At 68.5% G+C, this 20928-nt stretch carries 17 protein-coding genes; 7 read left to right on the top strand and 10 right to left on the bottom strand.

The features are described from left to right. The first annotated feature begins 55 nt into the window (after window positions 1-55). The 3 genes from BJ970_RS03090 to BJ970_RS03080 all read left to right on the top strand — a co-directional run bounded on the left by BJ970_RS03090 (window position 56) and on the right by BJ970_RS03080 (window position 6175). Window positions 56-5026: an NAD-glutamate dehydrogenase gene (locus tag BJ970_RS03090; protein ID WP_184723436.1), complete on the top strand. Its 4971-nt coding sequence runs from the start codon at window positions 56-58 to the stop codon at window positions 5024-5026. Between the two features lie 80 nt (window positions 5027-5106). Then, entirely contained in the window at window positions 5107-5541 is a 435-nt protein-coding gene (locus tag BJ970_RS03085) for an acyl-CoA thioesterase (protein WP_184723434.1), read from the top strand. Further along, entirely contained in the window at window positions 5534-6175 is a 642-nt protein-coding gene (locus BJ970_RS03080; protein ID WP_184723433.1) for a DUF8010 domain-containing protein, read from the top strand. The genes BJ970_RS03085 and BJ970_RS03080 overlap by 8 nt, the downstream gene beginning before the upstream one ends. A 321-nt stretch (window positions 6176-6496) precedes the next feature. Here the strand turns inward: BJ970_RS03080 and BJ970_RS39850 are convergent, their stop codons facing one another. Next, window positions 6497-6883: a hypothetical protein gene (locus BJ970_RS39850; protein ID WP_376774983.1), complete on the bottom strand. Its 387-nt coding sequence runs from the start codon at window positions 6881-6883 to the stop codon at window positions 6497-6499. 261 nt (window positions 6884-7144) lie between these two features. On the opposite strand from BJ970_RS39850, the gene BJ970_RS03070 reads away from it, so the two are divergent. After that, window positions 7145-7378, top strand: a complete 234-nt coding sequence (locus BJ970_RS03070; RefSeq protein WP_184723431.1) for a hypothetical protein — start codon at window positions 7145-7147, stop codon at window positions 7376-7378. Between the two features lie 941 nt (window positions 7379-8319). Here the strand turns inward: BJ970_RS03070 and BJ970_RS03065 are convergent. The 6 genes from BJ970_RS03065 to BJ970_RS03040 form a co-directional block, all read right to left on the bottom strand. Beyond that, complete coding sequence (locus tag BJ970_RS03065) at window positions 8320-8616, bottom strand: hypothetical protein (RefSeq protein WP_184723429.1); 297 nt, start codon at window positions 8614-8616, stop codon at window positions 8320-8322. 79 nt (window positions 8617-8695) lie between these two features. Next, entirely contained in the window at window positions 8696-9988 is a 1293-nt protein-coding gene (locus BJ970_RS03060; protein WP_246470671.1) for a heparan-alpha-glucosaminide N-acetyltransferase domain-containing protein, read from the bottom strand. A 93-nt stretch (window positions 9989-10081) separates the two neighbouring features. Next, a complete protein-coding gene (locus BJ970_RS03055) occupies window positions 10082-11143 on the bottom strand; it encodes an alpha-amylase family glycosyl hydrolase (RefSeq protein ID WP_184723425.1) in 1062 nt (353 codons plus the stop codon). A 16-nt stretch (window positions 11144-11159) separates the two neighbouring features. Then, window positions 11160-11543 (bottom strand): globin, encoded by a 384-nt coding sequence (locus BJ970_RS03050; RefSeq protein ID WP_184723423.1) that lies wholly within the window; start codon window positions 11541-11543, stop codon window positions 11160-11162. A gap of 117 nt (window positions 11544-11660) precedes the next feature. Next, window positions 11661-12638, bottom strand: coding sequence for a mechanosensitive ion channel family protein (locus tag BJ970_RS03045; protein WP_184723420.1), 978 nt, complete (start codon window positions 12636-12638; stop codon window positions 11661-11663). Window positions 12639-12807: 169 nt separating this feature from the next. After that, window positions 12808-14925, bottom strand: coding sequence for a prolyl oligopeptidase family serine peptidase (locus tag BJ970_RS03040; RefSeq protein WP_184723417.1), 2118 nt, complete (start codon window positions 14923-14925; stop codon window positions 12808-12810). A gap of 228 nt (window positions 14926-15153) precedes the next feature. On the opposite strand from BJ970_RS03040, the gene BJ970_RS03035 reads away from it, so the two are divergent. Beyond that, complete coding sequence (locus BJ970_RS03035; RefSeq protein ID WP_312864083.1) at window positions 15154-15804, top strand: HNH endonuclease; 651 nt, start codon at window positions 15154-15156, stop codon at window positions 15802-15804. Window positions 15805-15871: 67 nt separating this feature from the next. Here the strand turns inward: BJ970_RS03035 and BJ970_RS03030 are convergent, their stop codons facing one another. Continuing rightward, on the bottom strand, window positions 15872-16207 hold the full coding sequence (locus BJ970_RS03030) for a hypothetical protein (RefSeq protein WP_184723414.1): 336 nt from the start codon (window positions 16205-16207) through the stop codon (window positions 15872-15874). A gap of 390 nt (window positions 16208-16597) precedes the next feature. On the opposite strand from BJ970_RS03030, the gene ctaJ reads away from it, so the two are divergent. Together ctaJ and BJ970_RS03020 are read left to right on the top strand one after the other, a co-directional pair. Next, complete coding sequence (ctaJ, locus tag BJ970_RS03025) at window positions 16598-16858, top strand: aa3-type cytochrome oxidase subunit CtaJ (RefSeq protein WP_184723411.1); 261 nt, start codon at window positions 16598-16600, stop codon at window positions 16856-16858. Next, window positions 16845-17348 carry a DUF5130 family protein gene (locus tag BJ970_RS03020; protein ID WP_184723408.1) on the top strand — a complete coding sequence of 168 codons (504 nt, stop codon included), beginning with the start codon at window positions 16845-16847 and terminating at the stop codon, window positions 17346-17348. The genes ctaJ and BJ970_RS03020 overlap by 14 nt, the downstream gene beginning before the upstream one ends. A gap of 96 nt (window positions 17349-17444) precedes the next feature. Here BJ970_RS03020 and BJ970_RS03015 read toward each other — a convergent pair whose 3' ends face one another. Together BJ970_RS03015 and pepN are read right to left on the bottom strand one after the other, a co-directional pair. Beyond that, window positions 17445-18191: a response regulator gene (locus BJ970_RS03015; protein ID WP_184723405.1), complete on the bottom strand. Its 747-nt coding sequence runs from the start codon at window positions 18189-18191 to the stop codon at window positions 17445-17447. A gap of 156 nt (window positions 18192-18347) precedes the next feature. Next, on the bottom strand, window positions 18348-20921 hold the full coding sequence (gene pepN / locus BJ970_RS03010) for an aminopeptidase N (RefSeq protein ID WP_184723402.1): 2574 nt from the start codon (window positions 20919-20921) through the stop codon (window positions 18348-18350). Window positions 20922-20928 lie beyond the last annotated feature (7 nt).

The following is a 20928-nucleotide window of genomic DNA, read 5'->3' as shown; positions in this document are numbered from 1 at the left end:
TAAGGTGGAACCTGTTGGCACAACGAGGTGCCGTCAAGCGTGGAGCTGCCTGAAGATGACCTGGAATCCCGGACAGTTGAAGACCGGACAACACCCGCAAGCCGGTGGGGACGGCGCGGTCGGCGAGTGGTCCGAGAACCCCGAACTGGCCAAGCGCCGCCTGCTGGACAGAGCGGTCGAGTTCGCCCCGGACCTCGCCGACCTCTTGCGCGCCTACTACCGGCACGTGCCCGCCGAGGAGCTCGTCGACGACGAGCCCACCGACCTCGTCGGGGCGCTGCGGTCGCACCACCTATTGGCTTCGGCCCGGGTGGCGGGGCGCCCGCTGGTGCAGATCTTCAACCCGAATCGGACCGATGACGGCTGGCAGAGCCAGGCGACGGTGGTGCAGATCGTCACCGACGACATGCCCTACCTGGTGGATTCGGTGATCGCCGAACTCGGCCGCGACGGCGCCGAGGTGCAGCGCATCATCCACCCCATCTTCGTGGTACGCCGCGACGTGGCCGGCCAGCTGCTGGAGGTGCTGCCGGGCGCGGACCCGACCACCCCGCCGGCCGACGCGATGGCCGAGAGCTGGATGTTCATCGAGGTGGACCGGGTAGTCGACGCCGAGCGGCTGACCGTCCTCAAGCAGGGCCTGACCGACGTGCTCAACGACGTGCGCGAGGTCGTCGAGGACACCGAGCGGATGCACGCCACGGCTCGGTCGCTGGCCGACGAGCTGGAGCAGAATCCGCCGCCGCTGCCGGGCGAGGCGGTTCACGACGGGGCCGAGTTGCTGCGCTGGCTGGCCGCCGGTCACTTCACGTTCCTCGGCTACCGGCACTACGAACTGGTCGGCGACGGTGCCGAACCCGCGCTGCAGGCCGTGCTGGCCTCCGGGCTGGGGGTGCTGCGCAGCGACAGTGTCGCGGCGCGCAGCCTGACCGCCGGGCCGGGCGCCCGCGGCAGCGCGTTGTCCAAGGACCTGCTGGTGCTGACCCAGGCCAGCGCACCGTCCACAGTGCACCGTCCGGTGCACCCGTTCTACGTCGGTGTCAAGACTTTCGACGAGTCCGGGCAGGTCAACGGCGAGCACCGCTTCCTCGGGCTGTTCACCACCACCGCGTTGCACGAAGACGTGCTCGACATTCCGTTCATCGATCGCCGGGTGCGCGAAGTCATCCACCGCGCCGGGTTCCCGATGGAGTCCTACTCCGGACAGCGGATGCTGGAGGAGATCCAGAACTATCCGCGCACCGAGCTGTTCTCCACCGACCTGGGCACGCTGCAGGAAACCATCACCGGTGTGCTGGCGCTGGCCGAACGGCGCAAGCTCAAGCCGTTCCTGCGCCGCGACCCCTACGGCCGCTTCTACTCCTGCCTGGTGTACCTGCCGCGGGACCGCTACACCACCAGCTCGCGGCTGGCGATGCAGGAGGTGCTGCTGGAAGAACTCGGCGGCACCGGCCTGGAGTACAGCACCAGGGTCGGCGAATCCACCCTGGCGCGGGTGCACTTCGTGGTCCACACCGACCCGGAGAACCGGCTGGAGCCGGACCTGGTGCGCATCCAGCAGCGGCTTAGCGAGGCCATCCACACCTGGGACGACCAGATGATCGAGGAGGTCGACGCCGAGCAGTCCGGTGGCGGCCACGACGGGCACGTGACGCGCAGCCTGTCGGAGGCGATCAGCCAGATCGGCCAGCGCTACGCGGCGGGCTTCCCAGAGGCATACAAGGAGGACTTCACCGCCAGCGAGGGCCTGGTGGACCTCCGGCGCCTGGAGTCGCTGTCGGGTCCCAGGGACCTGCGGATGTCGTTCTACGCGCCGCGCGACGCCAGCGCGGGCCAGCGCCGTTTCAAGCTCTACGTCGGCGGCCGGGTCATCCTGTCCCGGGTGCTGCCGGTACTGCAGAGCATGGGTGTCGAGGTCGTCGACGAGCGCCCGTACGAGATCGTCATCGACGACACCGAACAGCAGTACTGGATCTACGACTTCGGGCTGCGGCTGGAGCCGGGGCTGCTGGACAGCGAGGGCGCGGGAGTGCTGGACACCCTGCGGGAGCGTTTCGAGGGCGCCTTCCGGGCAGCCTGGCTCGGCGAAGCCGAGGTCGACCGGTTCAATGCGCTGGTGCTGCGCGCGGGGCTGACCTGGCGGCAGGCCACGGTGCTGCGCGCCTACGCCAAGTATCTGCGGCAGGTCGGCATCGCCTACAGCCAGGACTACATCGAGGACGCGATCCTGGCGCACCGCACCACCACGACGACACTGGTCAAGCTGTTCGAGACGCGCTTCGACCCGGCGCTGTCCGAGGACGACCGCGAATCCCGCGAGGCTGACCTGACCGACGAGGTCACCAAGCTGATCGACGAGGTCACCAGCCTGGACGCGGACCGGATCCTGCGCAGCTACCTGAGCCTGATCCGGGCCACCCTGCGGACCAACTACTTCGTCGCCGACGACAGCCGCAAGCGCTCCTACCTGGCGTTGAAGCTGGAGCCCAGGGAGATCCCGGGGCTGCCCGAGCCGCGCCCGCAGTTCGAGATCTTCGTGTACTCGCCGTGGGTGGAGGGCGTGCACCTGCGGTTCGGTTCGGTGGCCCGCGGCGGCCTGCGCTGGTCGGACCGGCGGGAGGACTTCCGCACCGAGATCCTGGGCCTGGTCAAGGCGCAGGCGGTGAAGAACGCGGTGATCGTGCCGGTCGGCGCGAAGGGCGGCTTCGTGGTGAAGCGGCCGCCGACACCGACCGGCGACCCGGCGGTGGACCGCAAGGCCACCCTCGACGAGGGCATCGCCTGCTACCGGATGTTCATCTCCGGCCTGCTCGACCTGACCGACAACCTGATCGGCGGCGAGGTGGCCCCGCCGCGCGATGTGGTGCGCCACGACGGCGACGACACCTACCTGGTGGTGGCCGCGGACAAGGGCACCGCGACGTTCTCCGACATCGCCAACGACGTGGCCAAGTCCTACGGGTTCTGGCTGGGCGACGCGTTCGCCTCCGGCGGCTCGGTGGGCTACGACCACAAGGCGATGGGCATCACCGCCAAGGGTGCCTGGGAGAGCGTGAAGCGGCACTTCCGCGAGCTCGACGTGGACACCCAGACCCAGGACTTCACGGTGGTCGGCATCGGCGACATGGCCGGCGACGTCTTCGGCAACGGCATGCTGCTGTCCGAGCACATCAAGCTGTTGGCCGCGTTCAACCACATGCACGTGTTCATCGACCCGGATCCGGACCCGGCGGTGTCCTTCGCCGAACGCCGCAGGCTGTTCGAACTGCCGCGGTCGACCTGGGACGATTACGACCGCAACAAGATCAGCGCGGGCGGCGGCGTGTGGTCGAGGTCGTTGAAGTCCATACCGCTGAACCCGGAGATCAGGCAGGCATTGGGCATCGACGAGTCGGTGCGCCAGCTGGCCCCGGCCGAGCTGATCAAGAAGATCTTGCTGGCCCCCGCGGACCTGCTGTGGAACGGCGGTATCGGCACCTACGTCAAGTCCTCGACCGAGACGCACGCCGACGTCGGTGACAAGGCCAACGACGCGGTTCGCGTCAACGGCGCCGACCTGCGCGTGAAGGTCGTCGGCGAGGGCGGCAACCTCGGCTTGACGTCGCTGGGCCGTATCGAGTTCGCCCGCGTCGGCGGCAAGGTCAACACCGACGCGTTGGACAACTCCGCCGGGGTGGACTGCTCCGACCACGAGGTCAACATCAAGATTCTGCTCGATCACCTGGTGACCGACGGCAAGTTGACCGGTCCGCAGCGCAACGAGCTGCTCGCGGACATGACCGACGAGGTCGGCGAGCTGGTGCTGGCCGACAACCACGCGCAGAACGCCGTGCTCGGCATCTCGCGGGCGCACGCCGCGCCGATGGTGTCGGTGCACGCCCGACAGGTGGCGGCGCTGGAAAAGAGCGCGGGCCTGGATCGCGAGCTGGAGGCGCTGCCGACGCCGAAGGAGTTCCGTGACCGCGAGAAGGCCGGGGAGGGGCTGACCTCGCCGGAGCTGGCGACGCTGCTGGCGCACGTCAAGCTGTCGCTGAAGCACGATGTGCTGGACAGCAGTCTGCCGGACACCGAGGCGTTCAGCAGCCGGCTTCCCGAGTACTTTCCGAAGCCGCTTCGGGAACGCTACGGCGACGCGATCGCGGCGCACCCGCTGCGCCGCGAAATCATCACGACGCTGCTGGTCAACGAGATGGTCGACGGTGCGGGCATCTCCTACGCCTATCGGCTGGCCGAGGAGATCAGCGCTTCGACGACCGATGCGGTGCGGGCGTTTGCGGTGGTCACCGACGTCTACGAGCTGGCCGAGCTGTGGGAGCAGATCGACGCGCTGGGCGGTTCGGTGCCGAGTTCGGTGGCCGACGAGCTGGTGCTGGAGAGCCGTCGGCTGCTCGACCGGGCGGCGCGCTGGATGCTGACGAACCGGCCGCAGCCGTTGGCGATCGGCGCCGAGATCAGCCGGTTCCGCCCGGTGGTGGCGGAACTGTCCGCCGGGGTCCGGGGCCTGTTGCGCGGCCGGGCCGCCGAGGGCGCCACCGAGATGATCGACCGCTGGACGGCGGCCGGAGTCCCGGCGGAACTGGCGGAACGCGTCGGCGTGCTGCTGGATTCCTTCGCGCTGCTGGACATCCGGGAGGTCGCCGAGCTCGCGGAACGCGACGCCGGCGTCGCGGCGGAGCGCAGCCCGCGGGAGAGCGCGGAGCTGTACTACACGCTGGCCGAGCACCTCGACGTCGAACGGATGCTGCTCGCGGTCAACAAGCTGGAGCGGGAAAACCGGTGGCACTCACTGGCCCGGTTGGCGTTGCGGGATGATTTCTACGCGTCGCTGCGAGCGATCACCATCGACGTCCTGCGGACCAGCGAACCGGAGGACGACGCGGAGCAGAAGATCGCTCGTTGGGAATCGACCAACGAGTCGAGACTGGCGCGGGCCAACTCGTCGCTGGAGCAGATCAAGAACTCCGGTCGACTGGATCTGGCCACGCTGTCGGTGGCGGCCCGGCAGCTGCGCAGCATGGTCCGGTGACAGCATGATCGGGTGGATGGGCGGGTGGCTTGCGGCAGGGTGACCGCAAGCCACCCGAACGGCAGAAAGGAAGCTCGCGAGTGGGCGCGTTCGTAGCCGAGGTGGCGCTGCGTTGGTCCGACATGGACGCGTTCGGCCACGTCAACCATGCCAGGACGATCACGCTGCTGGAGGAGGCGCGGGCCGACCTGCTGTTCACCGAGGCGGAACGGCAGGGCCTGTTCGGCATGGCCGAAGGCATGGTGGTGGCTCGGGTCGTGATCGACTACCACAGCCCGCTGCTGTACCGGGCGAGGTCGCTTCAGGTGCGGATGTCGGTGCGCGAGCTCAAGGCGGCGTCGTTCATCATCGATTACACCGCCTATGCGCAGGAGGCCGTGGCCACCGCGGAAACCCTGATGGTGCCCTACGACCTGCGGGCCGGGCGACCGCGGCGGCTGTCCGCCGACGAGCGCGACTTCCTCGCGGAGTGGCAGCTGGTCGACTCGGAGAAGACGGAGCTGGGTCGTGCCTGAGCTGCGGATGCCCGACCGGGTCGAGCGCGAAGACCTCGGCGCCTTCGTCGCCCGCGCGGTGCGGCTGGACGGTCAAGCGGTGGTGCGCCTGCGCAACCGCCCTGGCGGGGACCGGATCGACGTCTGGGCGGCGACGCCGTTCGACGCGCTGTGCACGCGGTCGGTCGAAGGCGAGGTGGAACCGGCGGACCTCACGGTGTCCGGCAACGAGCTGCTGGCCACGCTGACCGTGGCGGGTGCCCCGGTGATGGACCCGGGGCCGCCGCGGGACCTGATGTGGCGATCGGAGTTGCCCCCGGTCGAGGGCTGGCACCGGGTGGACGACCTGCCGGCGAAGCTTGTCGGCGAGGTCGCCGAACGCGGTATCGACGTCGCCAAGGACAATGTGGGTCCGAAGGGAACACCGCCGGCGTCGTTGCTGGACCAGGAGGTCTTCACGGTCAGCGGTGCCGGCTACGAGGTGAAGATCCCGCTCCGCTGCCTGTTCGTGCTGTCCGGCATGGGTTTCCTGGTTGCCAAACCAGCGGAATCCGAGATCGTCCGGGTAAGCGCGACGGACGCGTGGCTGCGCCTCGACTCCCGCTACGGCGCAGTGGTCCGCCGCCGCCACGCCCTGCTACCACTGCTCATCTGACACCTCATCCGGCCAAGTCTCCCGGCCGCACGCGCTCGTCGCCTCGTCCGCCGCTCAACCACAGCCCTCAAAGCACAGCCAATTCCGTCCTCGCAGATCGAATCCCGCCTAATTTTCGCGCCCGTTCGGTCAAGTGCGCCTTCCATCGCGTCGTGTTCCTGGTGCTCCCTTCCCTCGGGAAACGCGCGGCTGGCTTTTTAAGGTTGTAGGTGTTCGCCGCGACGCGAACGCCCACTTCCCGTGCCGTGTCCCGGGAATGTTGGCCGGGTAATCGAGCGCACGTGGCGATCTCGCGCGAATCGGCGGCCCTGGTGTTGACCGTCAGTCCCGGCTTAGCGTTGCGCGCGAATCGAAGGCGTGCCGACCGCCGGTAACTGGCTGCCAACGCCAGATTTTCGCGCCGCCAGGCAATATCTCGACTCCTTCCTCCTGGAGTTCCCCACCGGCAGCCTCTATTTGGCGGAACCCGAGGAAAACGCGCGGTATACGCTGAACTTCGACCACCTGCGAGCGACTGCCCTGGATCCGAGAGACTCCGTGAAGCTGCTCGGCAATGCTTGTCGCGCCATCGTCCAAAAACAGCCGATAGACGCCCTTCTTGGTCCCGCCGCGCAACCGTTCGACCGCGACCAGCTCGCGCCCTTCGAATGCGGCTCGGGCGACATCGAGCAGGTCGGCCCTTTCGAGGTGCGTCGGGGCATCGGTCACGGGTGCACAGTACCGATCAAACCCTTGCCCGGCCTTCGATCGGCTACGTCGATTCGGGCCGCTTTCTCTTGCGTGCTGGCAACAACGCGATCACACCGTCGTTGCGTACGAGTCCCGCCGACACATCTGTGCCCCCCCACGCGGCGCTCCCGACAAGTAGGGACTGAAGACGATCACGGTGCCGGGAGCCACAGACGTATTCAGGACGTTCCGTTATTGGTGTCGCTCGGCGTGGTGTAGGTCGGTGTGTTCGTGGGATGTGTGGGTGTGTTCGTCGAATTTGTGGGTGTGCTCGTGGAATTTGTCGGTGTGTTCGCGGAATTTGTCGGTGTGTTCGTGGGATTGGCCGGCGTGCCCGTGGGATGCGTCGGCGTCGTCGTCGGTTCGGTGGCCGCTGTCGTTGGTTGCGTCGGGCGCTCGGTGGCCGTTGTGGCCGGTTGCGTCGGGGGCTTGGTGGTCGGCTCGGGCCTTGAAGTCGTTGTGTGCGGCGGGTAGGGGGCCGTCGTGGTCGTCTGCGGAGGATTGGTGGTGGTTGGCTCGTCGGGCACTTGCGGCTGAGTGGCGGTGGGCTGTGGCGTGGGTGCCACGGGCGCTGCCGGAGTGGTGCCAGTAACGCCTTGCTGCGGCGTGGCGTCGCCGGTCGGTTGCGGAGTCTGGACCTGTGCCGACGCCTGGTACGGAGTGGCGCTGCGCTCAGCTGTTCGCGGCGTCTCCGGTGCCCCCTGCTGCCCGGCCGATGGACGCGATGTCCCGGGCGGAAGCGGTGACTGCGGTGTCGGTGCGGCTGAGGGACCGGATGCGCTTGAGGGACCGGATGCGCTTGAGGGACCGGATGCGCCTGAGGGACCGGGTGCTCCTGGGGGAGCGGGCGCACCTGGGGGAGCCGTACCCTGCGGGGGCGGCGGGCCCGGAGCAGCCGCAACGAGTGGCGTCTCGGGAAGCGCCGCCCCGTTGGGTGTGAACAGGAGCGGCGCTTGGCCGTCCGCGGCTGGGGGCGCTGTGTTCTCGGCGAACGGCGGGATCCGGTTGAAGATGTCCGGCGGAATCAGGCCGAGGAACGGGTCTGAAAAAGGCGCCGTCAGCGTGTAGCTGCTCGCCGCCACCGCGGCACCGAGCGCGGCCGTCGCGAGTGAGAGGCGGAACTGCTTCCGAAACGGCAGTACGCGCGGCTCCGGGACCAGGACCGGCGATACGAGCGGTTCGCTCACCAGCCACCGCCGCACCGCCGTGCCGTTGCGCGTATGCGAGATCCAAACCCGGCCGAGCCAGGTTGTCGCGTTGCCCAGGTGGTCCTGCAGCGCGGCGACCGGGAGCGGGCTGATCGAGAGGGGCCCGCCCAAGTGAACCAGGTTCGTCTCGCCGGTCTCGTGGATCCGGCTGTCGAGGCTGTCGAGGCGTTCCCGGACGATCGCCGGGTCGGTGAGGGCGGACATGACTCAGCCCTCGTTTTCGTCGAACCGGAGGCTCGACAGCGCGACGCCGTCGTAGCGCCACCACCGTTCGGTTGAGAGGTCCAGAATCCAGGCGTCGTGCTCGCGCACGATCAGCCCGATGCGCAGGGCGCGGCGGCGAAAGGTCGCATCATCGATGCGGCCCGCTTCCAACTCGTCGAGCAGGGTCCGGTAGCTCGCCATGGCCCTGCCGAGGGCGGGCGGGATTTCGACCGCTTCCGTTGCGTCGTCGGGCTGGTGCCGGAAATTCATGGAAACCACCTCCGGGTGCGCGACGGTCATTCGTCAACGCAACGACCCGCACGGCGAGACTGTTAAGAGGCGAAAGTCCCACACGTTGCGCGACCGGGCTTCTCCCAGGTCAGCGGCTTCGGGCCAGGTGTTCGGTGAGCCACCGGACGGTTTCGCTGACGGCCGCCTCCAGCGGCCCGCGGTGGAAGAACCGGCGCCAGATCAGCGGGAAACCGATGGAGAAGATCAGGAACACCTCCGGCATGTAGGTGTTCACGAACGCCACCACGCCCTCGGGGTGGTGGCCATCGCGCGGGAACGCGGGCATGTTCGGGATGTCCGTGGGCAGCGCCGGACCCATGCTGGCCAGCTTGGCCAGAAAGTCCGGCACGCCGCTCAGCGGCCAGCCGCCGACGACGATTTGCCACGACAGCACCAGCGCATGGATCGCGTATAGCGTCAACGCCATCGACCCGGCCGTGGCCAGCGGCTTCAACGCGCGGCCCGTCCGGTCCGCCAGTTCCAGGCACACGGCGAGGATCACCAGCGCGATGCCGCCGGAGTCGAGCAGTTCAAACGTGGTGCCGCTGTGCGCGGTGGTGGCCAGCAGCCACTCCGAGTGCTCGATCGGCACGGTGCCTTGGGTGGGGCCCGGCGGCAGTCCGCCGACGGATTCCACCAGCAGGCTCGATACCCGGCAACCCACGATCGACAGGACCAGCCCGGTCAGGCCGAGCCAGCACCGCACCTTGGTCGACTGCAGGTCCAGTCGCCCGACCGCCATCCCGGCCAGCACCAGCGGCAGGGCCGACGCCGCCGGGTAGAAGCCGAGCAGCAGCAGGTCGAAAACGCCGGCGTCGGCGATCAGATGCCCCGGATCGACCGAGTTGACCACGGAGATGACCGTGCCCAACGACGTGTCCCAGGCGATCCAGGTCCGCAGCAGGAACGACAGCTGAGGCCCCACCGCGGCCGCGACCACCGCGGCGATCAGCAGCCCGCGGGCCCGCAACCGGACGAACGGCACCGCCAGCAGGAAATACAACCCGTAGAACGGGATGATCACGGTCAGCAGGAAGCCCGTCGCATTGGTTGCCCTGGCCAAAGCGATGCCGACCACCAGCAACAACACCGCGCGCACCGCGATGCGGGTGCGGGCCTCGCGCAAGGCACTGCCGGTCGGTGGTTCGCCGCGCCCGGACAGCATCGCCAGCGACACCCCGGCCAGCAGGATGAACAGCGCGGTCGACCGGCCGCTGCAGAACTGCGCGACCCACACCTCCGGCGCGCCGTGCGTGAACGGCACGCCGAAGTGGATGCAGAACATGCCGAACACCGCGAAGAACCGGGCGATGTCGATGCCGACCAGCCGACGGGTGCGCTCCGTCCGAGACGAGTTCAGCTCGGGCGCGCAGGCAGTCATAGCATCCATCGGGAGTTCGGTGGGCGGATCCACCAGAATTTACCGATAGCCGTTACGGTCCACTCGCGGAAGGTCAGTTTCGGGAGGCCCGGCTCACACCAGCCAGGCCGCCGTGCCCGGCGGCAACTCGCCGGACTCCAGCGGCCGGGAGCTCAGCAGCAACTCGCCCGGCGGCACCGGCACCGCCGACGGTGAGGTGTTCAACGCGCAGATCAGGCTGGTGCCGGTGCGCCGGAACGCGAAGCATTCCTCCGGCGCCCCGAACCATTCGACCTGATCGCTGGTGAACGCCGGATGCGTGCTCCGGGTCTCCAGCGCCTGCCGGTACAGCGACAGCGTCGACGCCGCGTCCTCCAGCTGCGCCTCCACGGTGAAGGCGACCCAGTCCGCCGGGATCGACGACCAGTCCGCTTCGGCGGTGGAGAAACCGAATGGCGGCCGATCGCCTTCCCAGGGCATCCGCACCCGATGTGCGCCCGGCAACCCGAGTTCTTCACCGTGCCGGAGGCACACCGCGCCGGGCAGCGCCAGCTGCACCAGGGCCATCGCACGGACCGGGGTCAGCGCGGCTTCGTCTCGGCTCCGCTCGGTGTCGCGGCTGGCCATCGCCCACGCCGGCCGCGGTGCCGGGGCGGCGAGCACGTCCTTGATCGCCTCGCGGACCGGTTCGGCGGCGAACCCGGCCACGGCCAGGTCGAGGTTGAACGCCAAATGCCAGTCGCCAGGGCCGCTGCCGATCACCACGCGGTCCGGGTAATCGGCCAGCACGGCGCCGATCGCATCGGCCGGATCGGGGCGCGGCGCGAGGTGGAACCCGTCCACCCCGCGCTCCAGCCAAGGCAGGAGCACCGATCCAGGGTCGGTGCGCGCCGGATCGACATCCAGCGCGAGCATCACCCGCATCCCGGCCTCGTGCGCCTCAACGAGCAGGTCCGCGAAGTTCTCCGCCGCCGGATCCAGCCCGGCGGTTCCGGCCAGCACGACCGCGTCGACCCCGAGCAGTTCCAGGTAGCCGAGCCGGTCGCGTAGCCCGTCCAGGTCGCCGACGCCGTCGCCGTCGCCATCGGCGAACGAACCGACGTCAACTTGGTAGCACACCGCGTCCCACCACCACGGCCGTTCACCGTGGTCGGCCAGCGCGTCCGCCCGCCGCATCACCAGGTCCTTTGTCTCAGAACCACGAATTCATCATGCTGTTGGCGGCCATCTCCAGGTATTGCCACAGCTGCTCGCGGTGCTCGGGCTGGAGATCGACCTCGTCGACCGCGATCTGCATGCAGCGCAGCCACGCATCCCGTTCCGCCGGGCCGATCTTGAACGGGGCATGCCGCATCCGCAGCCGCGGGTGGCCGCGCCGGTCGGAGTAGGTGTGCGGGCCGCCCCAGTACTGCATCAGGAACAGCCGCAGGCGTTCCTCGGCGGGCCCGAGGTCTTCCTCCGGATAGAGCGGCCGCAGCAGCTCGTCCTTGGCCACCTCCTCGTAGAACCGCGCCACGATCCGGTGGAAGGTCGCCTCGCCGCCGACCTGCTGGTAGAAGGTCTCCACGGAAGTCACGTCTCCATCCTCTCAGGGCAGGTTGCCATGTGGACGACGTGCCCGCGCCGTGGAGAGTGGCGATTTCAAATGGAGATCGGCGCGTTGATTTCCATTTGAAATCGCACTCGGGGTCGGCTAGCGCTTCGCCGGGCTGGCGGGCAACCCAGGCCGGCCGTACGGGTACGGCGGCTCGATGTCCTCGTTGCTGTAGGCGCGTTTGATCTCCACGCGAAGCCGCCGCTGCACCGACCACTGCCGACCGGGCCGGACCTTGGTGGTCAGCCGCAGGGTGATGGTGTCCGCTGTGATCTGGTCCACGCCCAGCATGTCCGGCGGTTCGAGCACGTCCTTGGACAGCGGCTCCCGCGAGGTCGCCTCGGTGGCGACCTGGGTGGCCACCTCGATCGCCTTCTGCACGTCACTGTTGTGCGAGATGGGGAAGTCCACCACGGCGACCGCGAAGCCCTGGCTGGAGTTGCCGACCCGCAGGATCTCGCCGTTGCGGACGTACCAGACGGTGCCGTTGATGTCGCGCAGCGTCGTGACCCGCAGGCCCACCGCCTCGACGGTGCCGCTGGCCTCGCCGAGGTCGACCACGTCGCCGACCCCGTACTGGTCCTCGACGAGCATGAACATGCCGGACAGGAAGTCCCGGACCAGGTTCTGCGCACCGAAGGCGACGGCCACACCGAGCACCCCGGCGGAGGCCAGCACCGGCGCCACCTGAATGTCCAGGACCTGCAGCATGTAGATCGCGGCCAGGCCGAAGACCACGAACGAGGCCAGCGACTTGAGCACCGAGCCGATCGTGCGGGCCCGCTGGACGCGGCGCTCCGAAAGCAGTTCGGCGGTCAGTGTGTCAGCCCGGCGCTCCCGTAACGGCTGCAACAGCTTCGGGGGCCTGCCATTGCCGCGCGTAAGGCGGGTGATGGTGCGGTGCACCAGCCAGCGCAGGAGGAACGAGACGATCAGGATGAGCAGGATGTTCAGCGGCTTGGCGATGAGCAGGTCGGAGTAGGACGCCAGCCACTCATTGCCGGTCCACCGGAAGATCGTCTGGCACCAGCCTGGTTCTGACGTGCAGGTCGGTTGGGTCAGCAGCGGCAGATTCATGGGTCGGGGGTTCTCCATGCTGTCGTTCAGTGCCCACGGTGGTGGCCGGCACGAAGTGCCGGTGCATTGGGGCTACATCACCGGGTAGCGCAACCGCCAACCTGAGCATCGTGCGCGCCCCGCCGCGCACGAGACTCGAACAGCTGACCGCCGGGACCGAGTTCGGGGCTCAGTCCAGGGCGAGTCCGGTGGCCTCCGCGAGGAAGGCGAGCTGGTCGGTCGCCAGCCCCACAGTACGGGACACGGAGCGCGCGGCATGGCCGACCTCGGTCTCCCGGCGCAGCAGAACCGGCCGCTTGGCCGGGGCCGCGCTGGTGGCGTGCTGCAACGCCGCGCACATCTTGCGCGCGTGATTCGGGTCAACCCGGGAGTCCGACTCGAAGACGGTGAACAGCACCGACGGATAGTCGGTCTGGTCGGCCACGTTGTGGTACGGCGAGTAGGACAGCAGCCAGCCCAGTTCCGCCGGGTCATCGGCGGTGCCGTACTCGTCGTTCCAGGTGCGGCCCAGCAGGAACTGCTCATAGCGGACCATGTCCAACAGCGGTGCCGAGCACACCGCCGCCCGGTAGAGCTCCGGGCGCTGCGTCAGCGCCGCCCCGACCAGCAAACCGCCATTGGAGCCACCGGAGATCGCCAACTGGTCGGACGTGGTCCAGCCCTCGTCGATCAGGTGCTGCGCGGCCGCGTGGAAGTCGTCGAAGGTGTGCTGCTTGTGCTCGCGCATGCCCGCGAGATGCCATTCCTCGCCTTCCTCGCCGCCACCGCGCAGCGACGGCAGCGCCCAGACGCCGCCAGCGGCGACCCACGCCAGGGCGGATGGCGTGTAGCCGGGCTCGCGGGACAGCGAGAAACCGCCGTAGCCGGTCAGGAACACCGGGCGCGGGCGGTCCGGCTCGGCCGTCGGGCTCAGCAGGAACATCCGCACCGGGGTGCCGTCCAACGACCGGTAGGTGACCTGCTGGGTGTGCACCGCGGGCAGCTCGATGACGCCGGGGGCCTGCTGGTCCAGCGCGGTCTGCCCGGTCCGGCGGGAGAAGGCGTGCACGCAGGGCGGGGTGGCGAAGTCCGTCCACCCGATCCACAGCCGGTCCCGGTCGCCGTCGGTGGTCTCATCCACGGTGGTGAGTGCGGTGACCTGGCCGGTGCTCGGCAGCGGGACCTCCGCGATCTGCCGCCCGGTGGCCGGATCGTGCAGCGTCACCTCGGAGACCGCGTGCCGGGTGCGCAGCACGACAAGTTGCGGGTCACCGTCGCCGGTGTCGAACCAGCGCACCGCCTCCAGGACCGAGTCGGGCTCCTCGGCGATCAGCTCCGTCCAGTTCGCCGGCTCGGGCCGAGTCGGGTCGGCCACGCATAGCCGCCAGCGCGGGGCGTCCGAGGTCGTCATGACGTACAGGCGACCATCGCGCTCCACCCAGGCGTCGACCCGGTGTCCGTCGGAGGTGTCGACGATCTGCCGGAGGTTCGGTACCTCACCGCCTTCGGCGAGATCGGCGATCCACACCGAGTCGCGCCGGGCGGTGCCCGGGCTGCCTTCGATCACCAGCCAGCGGCCGTCCCGCGACACTTGGGTGCCGTAGTAGTAGGTGTGGTCCAGGCCCTCGCCGTGCACCAGGAGGTCCTGGTCGGGGTCGGCGCCCACCCGGTGTCGCCACACCCGGCGGTGGAACTGCTCCTCGCCGTCGGGCACCAGCTCCGGGGCGAGTCGCCGGATGTAGAAGTACTCCTCGCCGCCCGGTAACCAGGAGATCGTCGAATAGCGGCAGCGGTCGATCGGGCCCTCGATGATCTCCCCGGTGGCTACGTCCAGCACGTGCAGCAACGACTCCTCGTCGCCGCCAGCGGAGATCTGGTACGCCAGCCGGTTGCCCTCCAGGCTCGGGCTCCAGCTGTCCAGCGTGGTCAACCCGGACGGGTCCAGCTCCGTGACGTCCAGCAGCACCCGCTCGGTGCCGTCGGGCTCGCGCACGTAGAGCACCGGGAACTCCTGCCCGGGCTCCCGGCGGGTGAAGAACGACCGTCCGGCCCGCCACGCCGGGGCCGAAACCGAGCCGGCCGACAGCAGTGATCGCATCCGCTCTTCGACCGCCTCCCGGCCGGGCAACGCGTCTAGCCAGCTCCGGGCGAGTTCGTCCTGAGCGGCCGACCAGGCCTCGGTGCGTGGCCCGGTCGGGTCCTCTAACCACCGATACGGATCGGCCACCTGGTGGCCGTGCAGGTTTTCGACGATGTCGTCGCGGTCGGCGTTGGGGTAGCGCAGATGCGCTGTCTGCACGTCGGTCACCCACGCGACGATACGTTCGTTCCGCAGTCGTTCGGTGTTCTATGAGTGATCAACTGCCCGAATTTCGATTCGCATTCGCCCCGGAATGATCATTATTGATTCCAGGACGCATGATCGAGAATGATTGATGCCGCGTTCGGCGGTAGTTCAGCGTGGCGTGTCGAATCACACGTGCGTTCGGGCGGGGTTCTGTGTTCGACTATGCCCGACACCGGTGGAGGTGGTCGCGTGCCCGACCGACAACCGACCCGACAACCGGCGCTGAAGGCCACTGGCCTCGCGTCGCGGGCCACGCTGTGCCCGCCGAGCCGCGCCGGAACGTCGCCACCGCAGGCCGACCGCCCTCCCGGTCACGCCCCGTCCTGGCGCAAGCGGCGGGTGCTGCTGCTCAACACGACGTTCGAGCCGCTGACCGCGCTCCCGCTGCGCCGGGCGATTGTGCTGCTCGTCTGCGGTAAGGCTGAGGTGGTGCACGGTGATTCGGCCGGGATGGTGCTGCATTCCGCCACGGACAGCGTTGAAGTCCCGTCCGTGATTCGGTTGAGCAACTTTGTGCGAGTGCCCTACCGCGGCCGGGTGCCGCTGACCAGGGCGGCGCTGATGCTGCGGGACAACCACAGGTGCGCGTACTGCGGTGCTCGCGCCGAAACGATAGATCATGTCGTGCCGCGCAGTCGGGGCGGGCCGCACACCTGGGAAAACTGCGTCGCTTGCTGCACCAAGTGCAACCACCGCAAGGCGGACAAGACGCTGAGCGAGCTGGGTTGGCGCCTGCCGGTGGTGCCGCACGCGCCGCGCGGGCGGCACTGGCGACTGCTGGCGGGACTTTCCGAGACGGACCCGTTGTGGTTGCCGTACCTCGGTGAGCCCGCGGCCTGACTTGTCGTAGGTGCCGAACGAGAACCGCGTGACGCGTCGGCGGACGGCTCCTCTGCTGCCCAGTCGATTAGCTGATCCGCACGCCGTGCTGCGCGCTGATCCGGACGCCACGGCGGATCCGCACGCCGTTGGAAATCCGCACGCCTTGCTGTCCGCTGATCCGTACGCCCTGTTGTCCGCTGATCCGTACGCCACGGCTGATTCGCACACCGTTGGAGATCCGCACACCGCGCTCGCCGCTGATCCGGACGCCGCACTTGCCGCTGATCCGCACACCGCGCTCGCCGCTGATGCGCACGCCGGGGCCCCGGCCGCTGATCCGAACACCGTGTTCAAGCAGTGGCCGGTTGGGCATCGGAAGAGTGAGGGCGTTGCTCTGAGTGGCGGTTTTGATGATCAACATAGTGTGCCTCCCGCATTCAAAATTTGCTTTGAACGCATGTGATCAAATATGCAAGACCCATACAGGTGAAAAACTAGGAGCCGAAAACCTCGGGAACAAGCCGCCAAGTCGCCGCGCATTGCAACCGTCCGGTTGGACTCCATTCGGTGGCAGTAGTTACTCTGAAAGAGTTACCTTAAGTGATGTACAACACGCTTGACTAGTAACCGTACGTAGTTTCCGGAATTGTCAATTCGCTTTTCACCTGCGGAAACCTTGGTTGGGGCGAATCCCGGTCGTCGGGTCAACTCGAACGTGTCGGCGCGAGGTCGCGGCGCCTGGCCGCTGGCGTCGATCCTGCGCGGCACAGGTCGGGCGCACGGAGCGGAGGCCATCCGATACCGTACTCGCGTGACTGTCTTGGAGACTGTGCTCGCCTTGGCGGTGATCCCAGCGGCCATCTACGGCCTGATCGTGCTCATCGCGATGTGGCCCAGGCTCACCCGCCCGCGTTACCGCTCGGGGCAGGACTGGGATTTCGCGCCGGTGTTCTGGGTGGCCAACCCAGCGGGCGTGAACACCGCCGCACCAGCGGCAGACGTGGATTCGGAGAGCGCGCCGGAAGACGCGCGGCCCAGCACCGCTCGGGGAGGCGCACGTGGCAACTGGTGAGATCGCGGGGCGGCCCGCCGCGGACCCGGGCGAGCTCGCCATTGGCGAAGCGATGATGGCCACCGGTCGGCTGTCCGTCGCTCGCCACGTCGAACCCGACCGGCCCCGGCTGCCATTCAGCCCCGGCCAGCTCGCGCGACTGGACGAGGCACTGACCCTGTCCACCCGCAGCACCGGGCTGGAGTTTGCGATCTACCTCGGCGACCTCGGCGAGGACACCCGCAAGCAGGCCGAGGATCTGCATGCCGGCCTCGGTCCCAAGGCGCCAGAGGGCGTGCTGATCGCCGTTTCGCCCGGCCAGCGGAAGTTCGAGATCGTCACCGGTGAAGAGGCGCACCGGCGGATCCCGGACCGCAGCTGCCAGCTCGCCGCGATGAGCATGGTGGCCTCCTTCAAGGAGGGCGAGCTGATCGACGGCATCATCGGCGCCCTGCGCATGCTCGCCGACGCGGCGGGCACCAGCTACCCGGAATCCCGCGCCCACCACTGAGCAAGGTCAGCAGAGCACCTGTGACGCCCTCGGTGCCACGGGTGCTTGAGTTTCGGGCGGGTTCCGCGCCGTGCCGGACTTAGTGCGCGGGTTCGGTCAGAGCAGGTCGAAGCTCTGGAAGTTCTGGAACATCTCGTAGGCCGACGATGTCGTGCCGACCGCGCCCAACTGCCGCGCGTGCTCGCCGTACTGCTGCTGGGCCCGTGCGCTGCTGTAAACGATCACCGGGGTGTCGACGCCCAGGTCGCGGAGTTCGCTCAGCAGTGCGAGCCCGGCGTCGGGCCGCCACCGGCCGTTCTCCTTACGCCCCATGTCCTCCACGATCAGCCGGTACGGGCGCTGCGAGAGTTCAGCGAGCGCTGCATCGGTGGTCGTCGCCATCGTTACCCGCACGCCGTTCTCCCGGAGCTGCTCGGCCAGTATCGCGTGCGCCTCCGGTCTCTCGGCGATCCACAGCACGGCGAACGGCTCGGGGCCTGTCGGCGCCTGCACCGGTGGTAGCTCGCCCTGGTGTTCTCCCTCGCCGTTGCCGGGGAGGTCGGCTACCTCGGGCAGCGCCGGAACGGCGATCGGTTTGGGGACTTCCAACGCGGCGTCGACCCGATCGCGGTCCTCCAACTGCTTGCTGAGCATGCTCAGCTGCCGCTGGAGGTCCTGGATCATCTCGTTCTGCTGGTCGTTGAGCTCGTGCATGGTGAGCCGCTGTCCGCCGATCTCGAACTCCAGCTCACGCTTCTCGGCGGTGCGCAAGACCCGCCCGATCGCGCGCCGAAACACGACGATCGCCATCAGCGCGATCAACGGCCAGAGCAGTTGGGCGAACGCAGAGATCAACTCGGGCATCGACGCTCCTACCCCTCACGCCGGGCAGATCAAAAGCAGCTTACGCGCCGTGCCCGGTCGAACACGAACCGTGCTCGACCGCGTTTCGAACCAAGCAAGTGCCCCCTAGACCAGAGAGGCTCGGTCCAGGGGGCCCGCACTTATCACCCGTTGGTGTCAGGAGCGGTCGAACTCGCGAGCCGCGAGGGCGCGCACGATGCCCGCGCGTCCCTCCGACACCAGGCGGCGCAGCGCCGAGGGGTGTTCGCCGTCCAGCCAGGCGTCCGCGGCCGCGACGGTCTCGTCGGCGACGGCCCACGACGGGAACAGCCCGATCACCGTCGGCTGGGCCCGCTCGCTGGAGCGGCGCTGCCAGACCTCGTCGATCTCCTCGAAGTAGCGCCGCACGTACGGCACGAGCAGCTCGCGCTGGGCCGGGTGCTGGAAGCCCGCGATGATCGCGTCGCTGACCGCGTTCGGCAACTGGTCGTCATGCACCGCCCGCTGCCAGGCCTTCTCCTTGGACTCCGGGGTCGGGATCAGCGCCCGCGCCCGCTCCGCACGTCGCCGGCCGGTCGCAGTCTGGTCCTTGTCCAGCTCGACGTCGATCTCGGACTCGTCGGCCGCGCCGTGCGCGACCAGCGCCTGAAGCAGCTGCCAACGCAGGTCGGTGTCGACGGTCAGCCCGGGCAGGGGTGCGGAGCCGTCCAGCCAGCCGCGCAGCTCGGCGACCTGCCCATCGGAAAGCACCGATCCGGCAAGCGAGTTGACGAAGGCGAGCTGGTGGTCCGAGCCGGGCGCGGCCGTGCGGGCGAGCTCGAAGAGCCGAGCCGTGAACCGCCGCCAGCCCTCGGCCTGCCATGAAGTGTCCACATAGGACCCAAGTGCGGTCTGTGTCTGCAACAGCACCCGCTGCACCACGCCGATCTCGCTCTCGGCGCCGATGCCCCCGGCGGCGGAGGCGCCGAGCACCAGGGTCACGAAATCGCGCGCCTTGAGCTCCGCCTCGCGGGTCATTTCCCAGGCCGTGGACCAGCACAGTGCGCGCGGCAGCGATTCCTCGATGTCGCCGATCCGGTCGATCAGCGTGGTCAGCGACTCGGGGTCGAAGCGCAGCGAGCAGTAGGTCAGATCGTCGTCGTTGACCAGCACGAGCTTGCCCCGGTGCACGCCGACCAGATCGGGTACCTCGGTGCGCTCGCCGCTGACGTCGAGTTCGACGCGGTGCTTGCGCACCAGTTTGCCGCCCTCGTCGTCGTAGATGCCGATCGCCAGCCGGTGCGTGCGTAGCTCACCCGCGCCGGGCCGGGCACCGTTCTGCACCACCTCGAACGAGGTGATCCGCCCCTTGTCGTCGGTGGCGAACCGGGGCCGCAGCATGTTCAGACCGGTGGTCTCCAGCCACTGGGCGCTCCACCACGACAGGTCGCGGCCGGATGCCTCCTCCAATGCCCGCAGCAGGTCGTTGAGGGTGGCGTTGGCCCAGGCGTGCCGGTTGAAGTAGATCCGCAGCCCGGCCAGGAAGTTGTCCAGGCCCACGTAGGCGACGAGCTGCTTGAGCACCGAGGCGCCCTTGGCGTAGGTGATGCCGTCGAAGTTGACCTCCACGGCCTGCAGGTCCGGGATGTCGGCGGCCACCGGGTGGGTGGAGGGCAACTGGTCCTGCCGGTAGGCCCACGACTTCTCCACGCTCGCGAACGTCGTCCAGGCGTGGTGGTACTGCGTGGCGCTGACCTGCGCGAGCACGCTGGCCCAGGTGGCGAACGACTCGTTGAGCCAGAGGTCATCCCACCAGCGCATCGTCACCAGGTCGCCGAACCACATGTGCGCCATCTCGTGCAGCACAGTCTCGGAGCGCCGCTCGTAGAGGTAGCTGGTGACCTTCGACCGGAAAACGTAGTCCTCCAGGAACGTGACGCAGCCGGCGTTCTCCATCGCGCCCGCGTTGAACTCCGGCACGAAGCATTGGTCGTACTTGCCGAACGGGTACGGGACCCCGAACGCCTTGTGGTAGAAGCCGAAACCCTGCTTGGTCTCGGTGAACAGTCGCTCGGCGTCGAGGTGCTCGGCCAGGGAGGCGCGGCAGTAGATGCCCAGCGGGATCTCGTCCTGACCGTCCGCGCCGGGAAAGACATCGCGCCACTCCGCGTACGGACCGGCCACGAGTGCCACCAGGTAGGTCGACATCGGTTTGGTGGTGGCGAACTCGTGCCGGTTGCCGTTCGTCGAGGCGGTGACCTCGGCGGCGGCGTTGGAAATGACCTTCCAGTCGGCCGGCGCGTCCACCGTGATCTGGTAGGTGGCCTTCAGGTCGGGCTGGTCGAAGCAGGCGAACATCCGCTTGGCGTCGGCCGTTTCGAACTGGCTGTAGAGGTACACGCCGCCGTCGACCGGGTCGATGAAGCGGTGCAGGCCCTCACCGGTGTTGGTGTAGGCGCAGTCGGCGCGCACCACTAGTTCGTTGTCGGTGGCCAGGTTCGGCAGCCGGATGCCGGTGGACTCGTCGTAGTCGGAGACGTCGAGCTCAACTCCGTTGAGCACGGCACCATACACCCGTTCGGCCACCAGGTCGATCCAGCTGTCGGCGCCCGCTTGGTTGCTGCGGAACCGCACCGTGGTGGTGGAACCGAACGTCTCCACGTCCGGCCCACCCGCGCCGGCAGCGAGATCCAGTTCGATCGCGTAGGACTGGATCTCCAGCAAGGCCGCGCGCTGCTCGGCCTGTTCGCGGGTGAGGTTCGGCGGGGCCACGGATCAC

This window comes from Saccharopolyspora phatthalungensis, assembly GCF_014203395.1.
Lineage (GTDB): Bacteria > Actinomycetota > Actinomycetes > Mycobacteriales > Pseudonocardiaceae > Saccharopolyspora > Saccharopolyspora phatthalungensis.
This window is presented reverse-complemented; position numbering and strand designations above follow the sequence as displayed.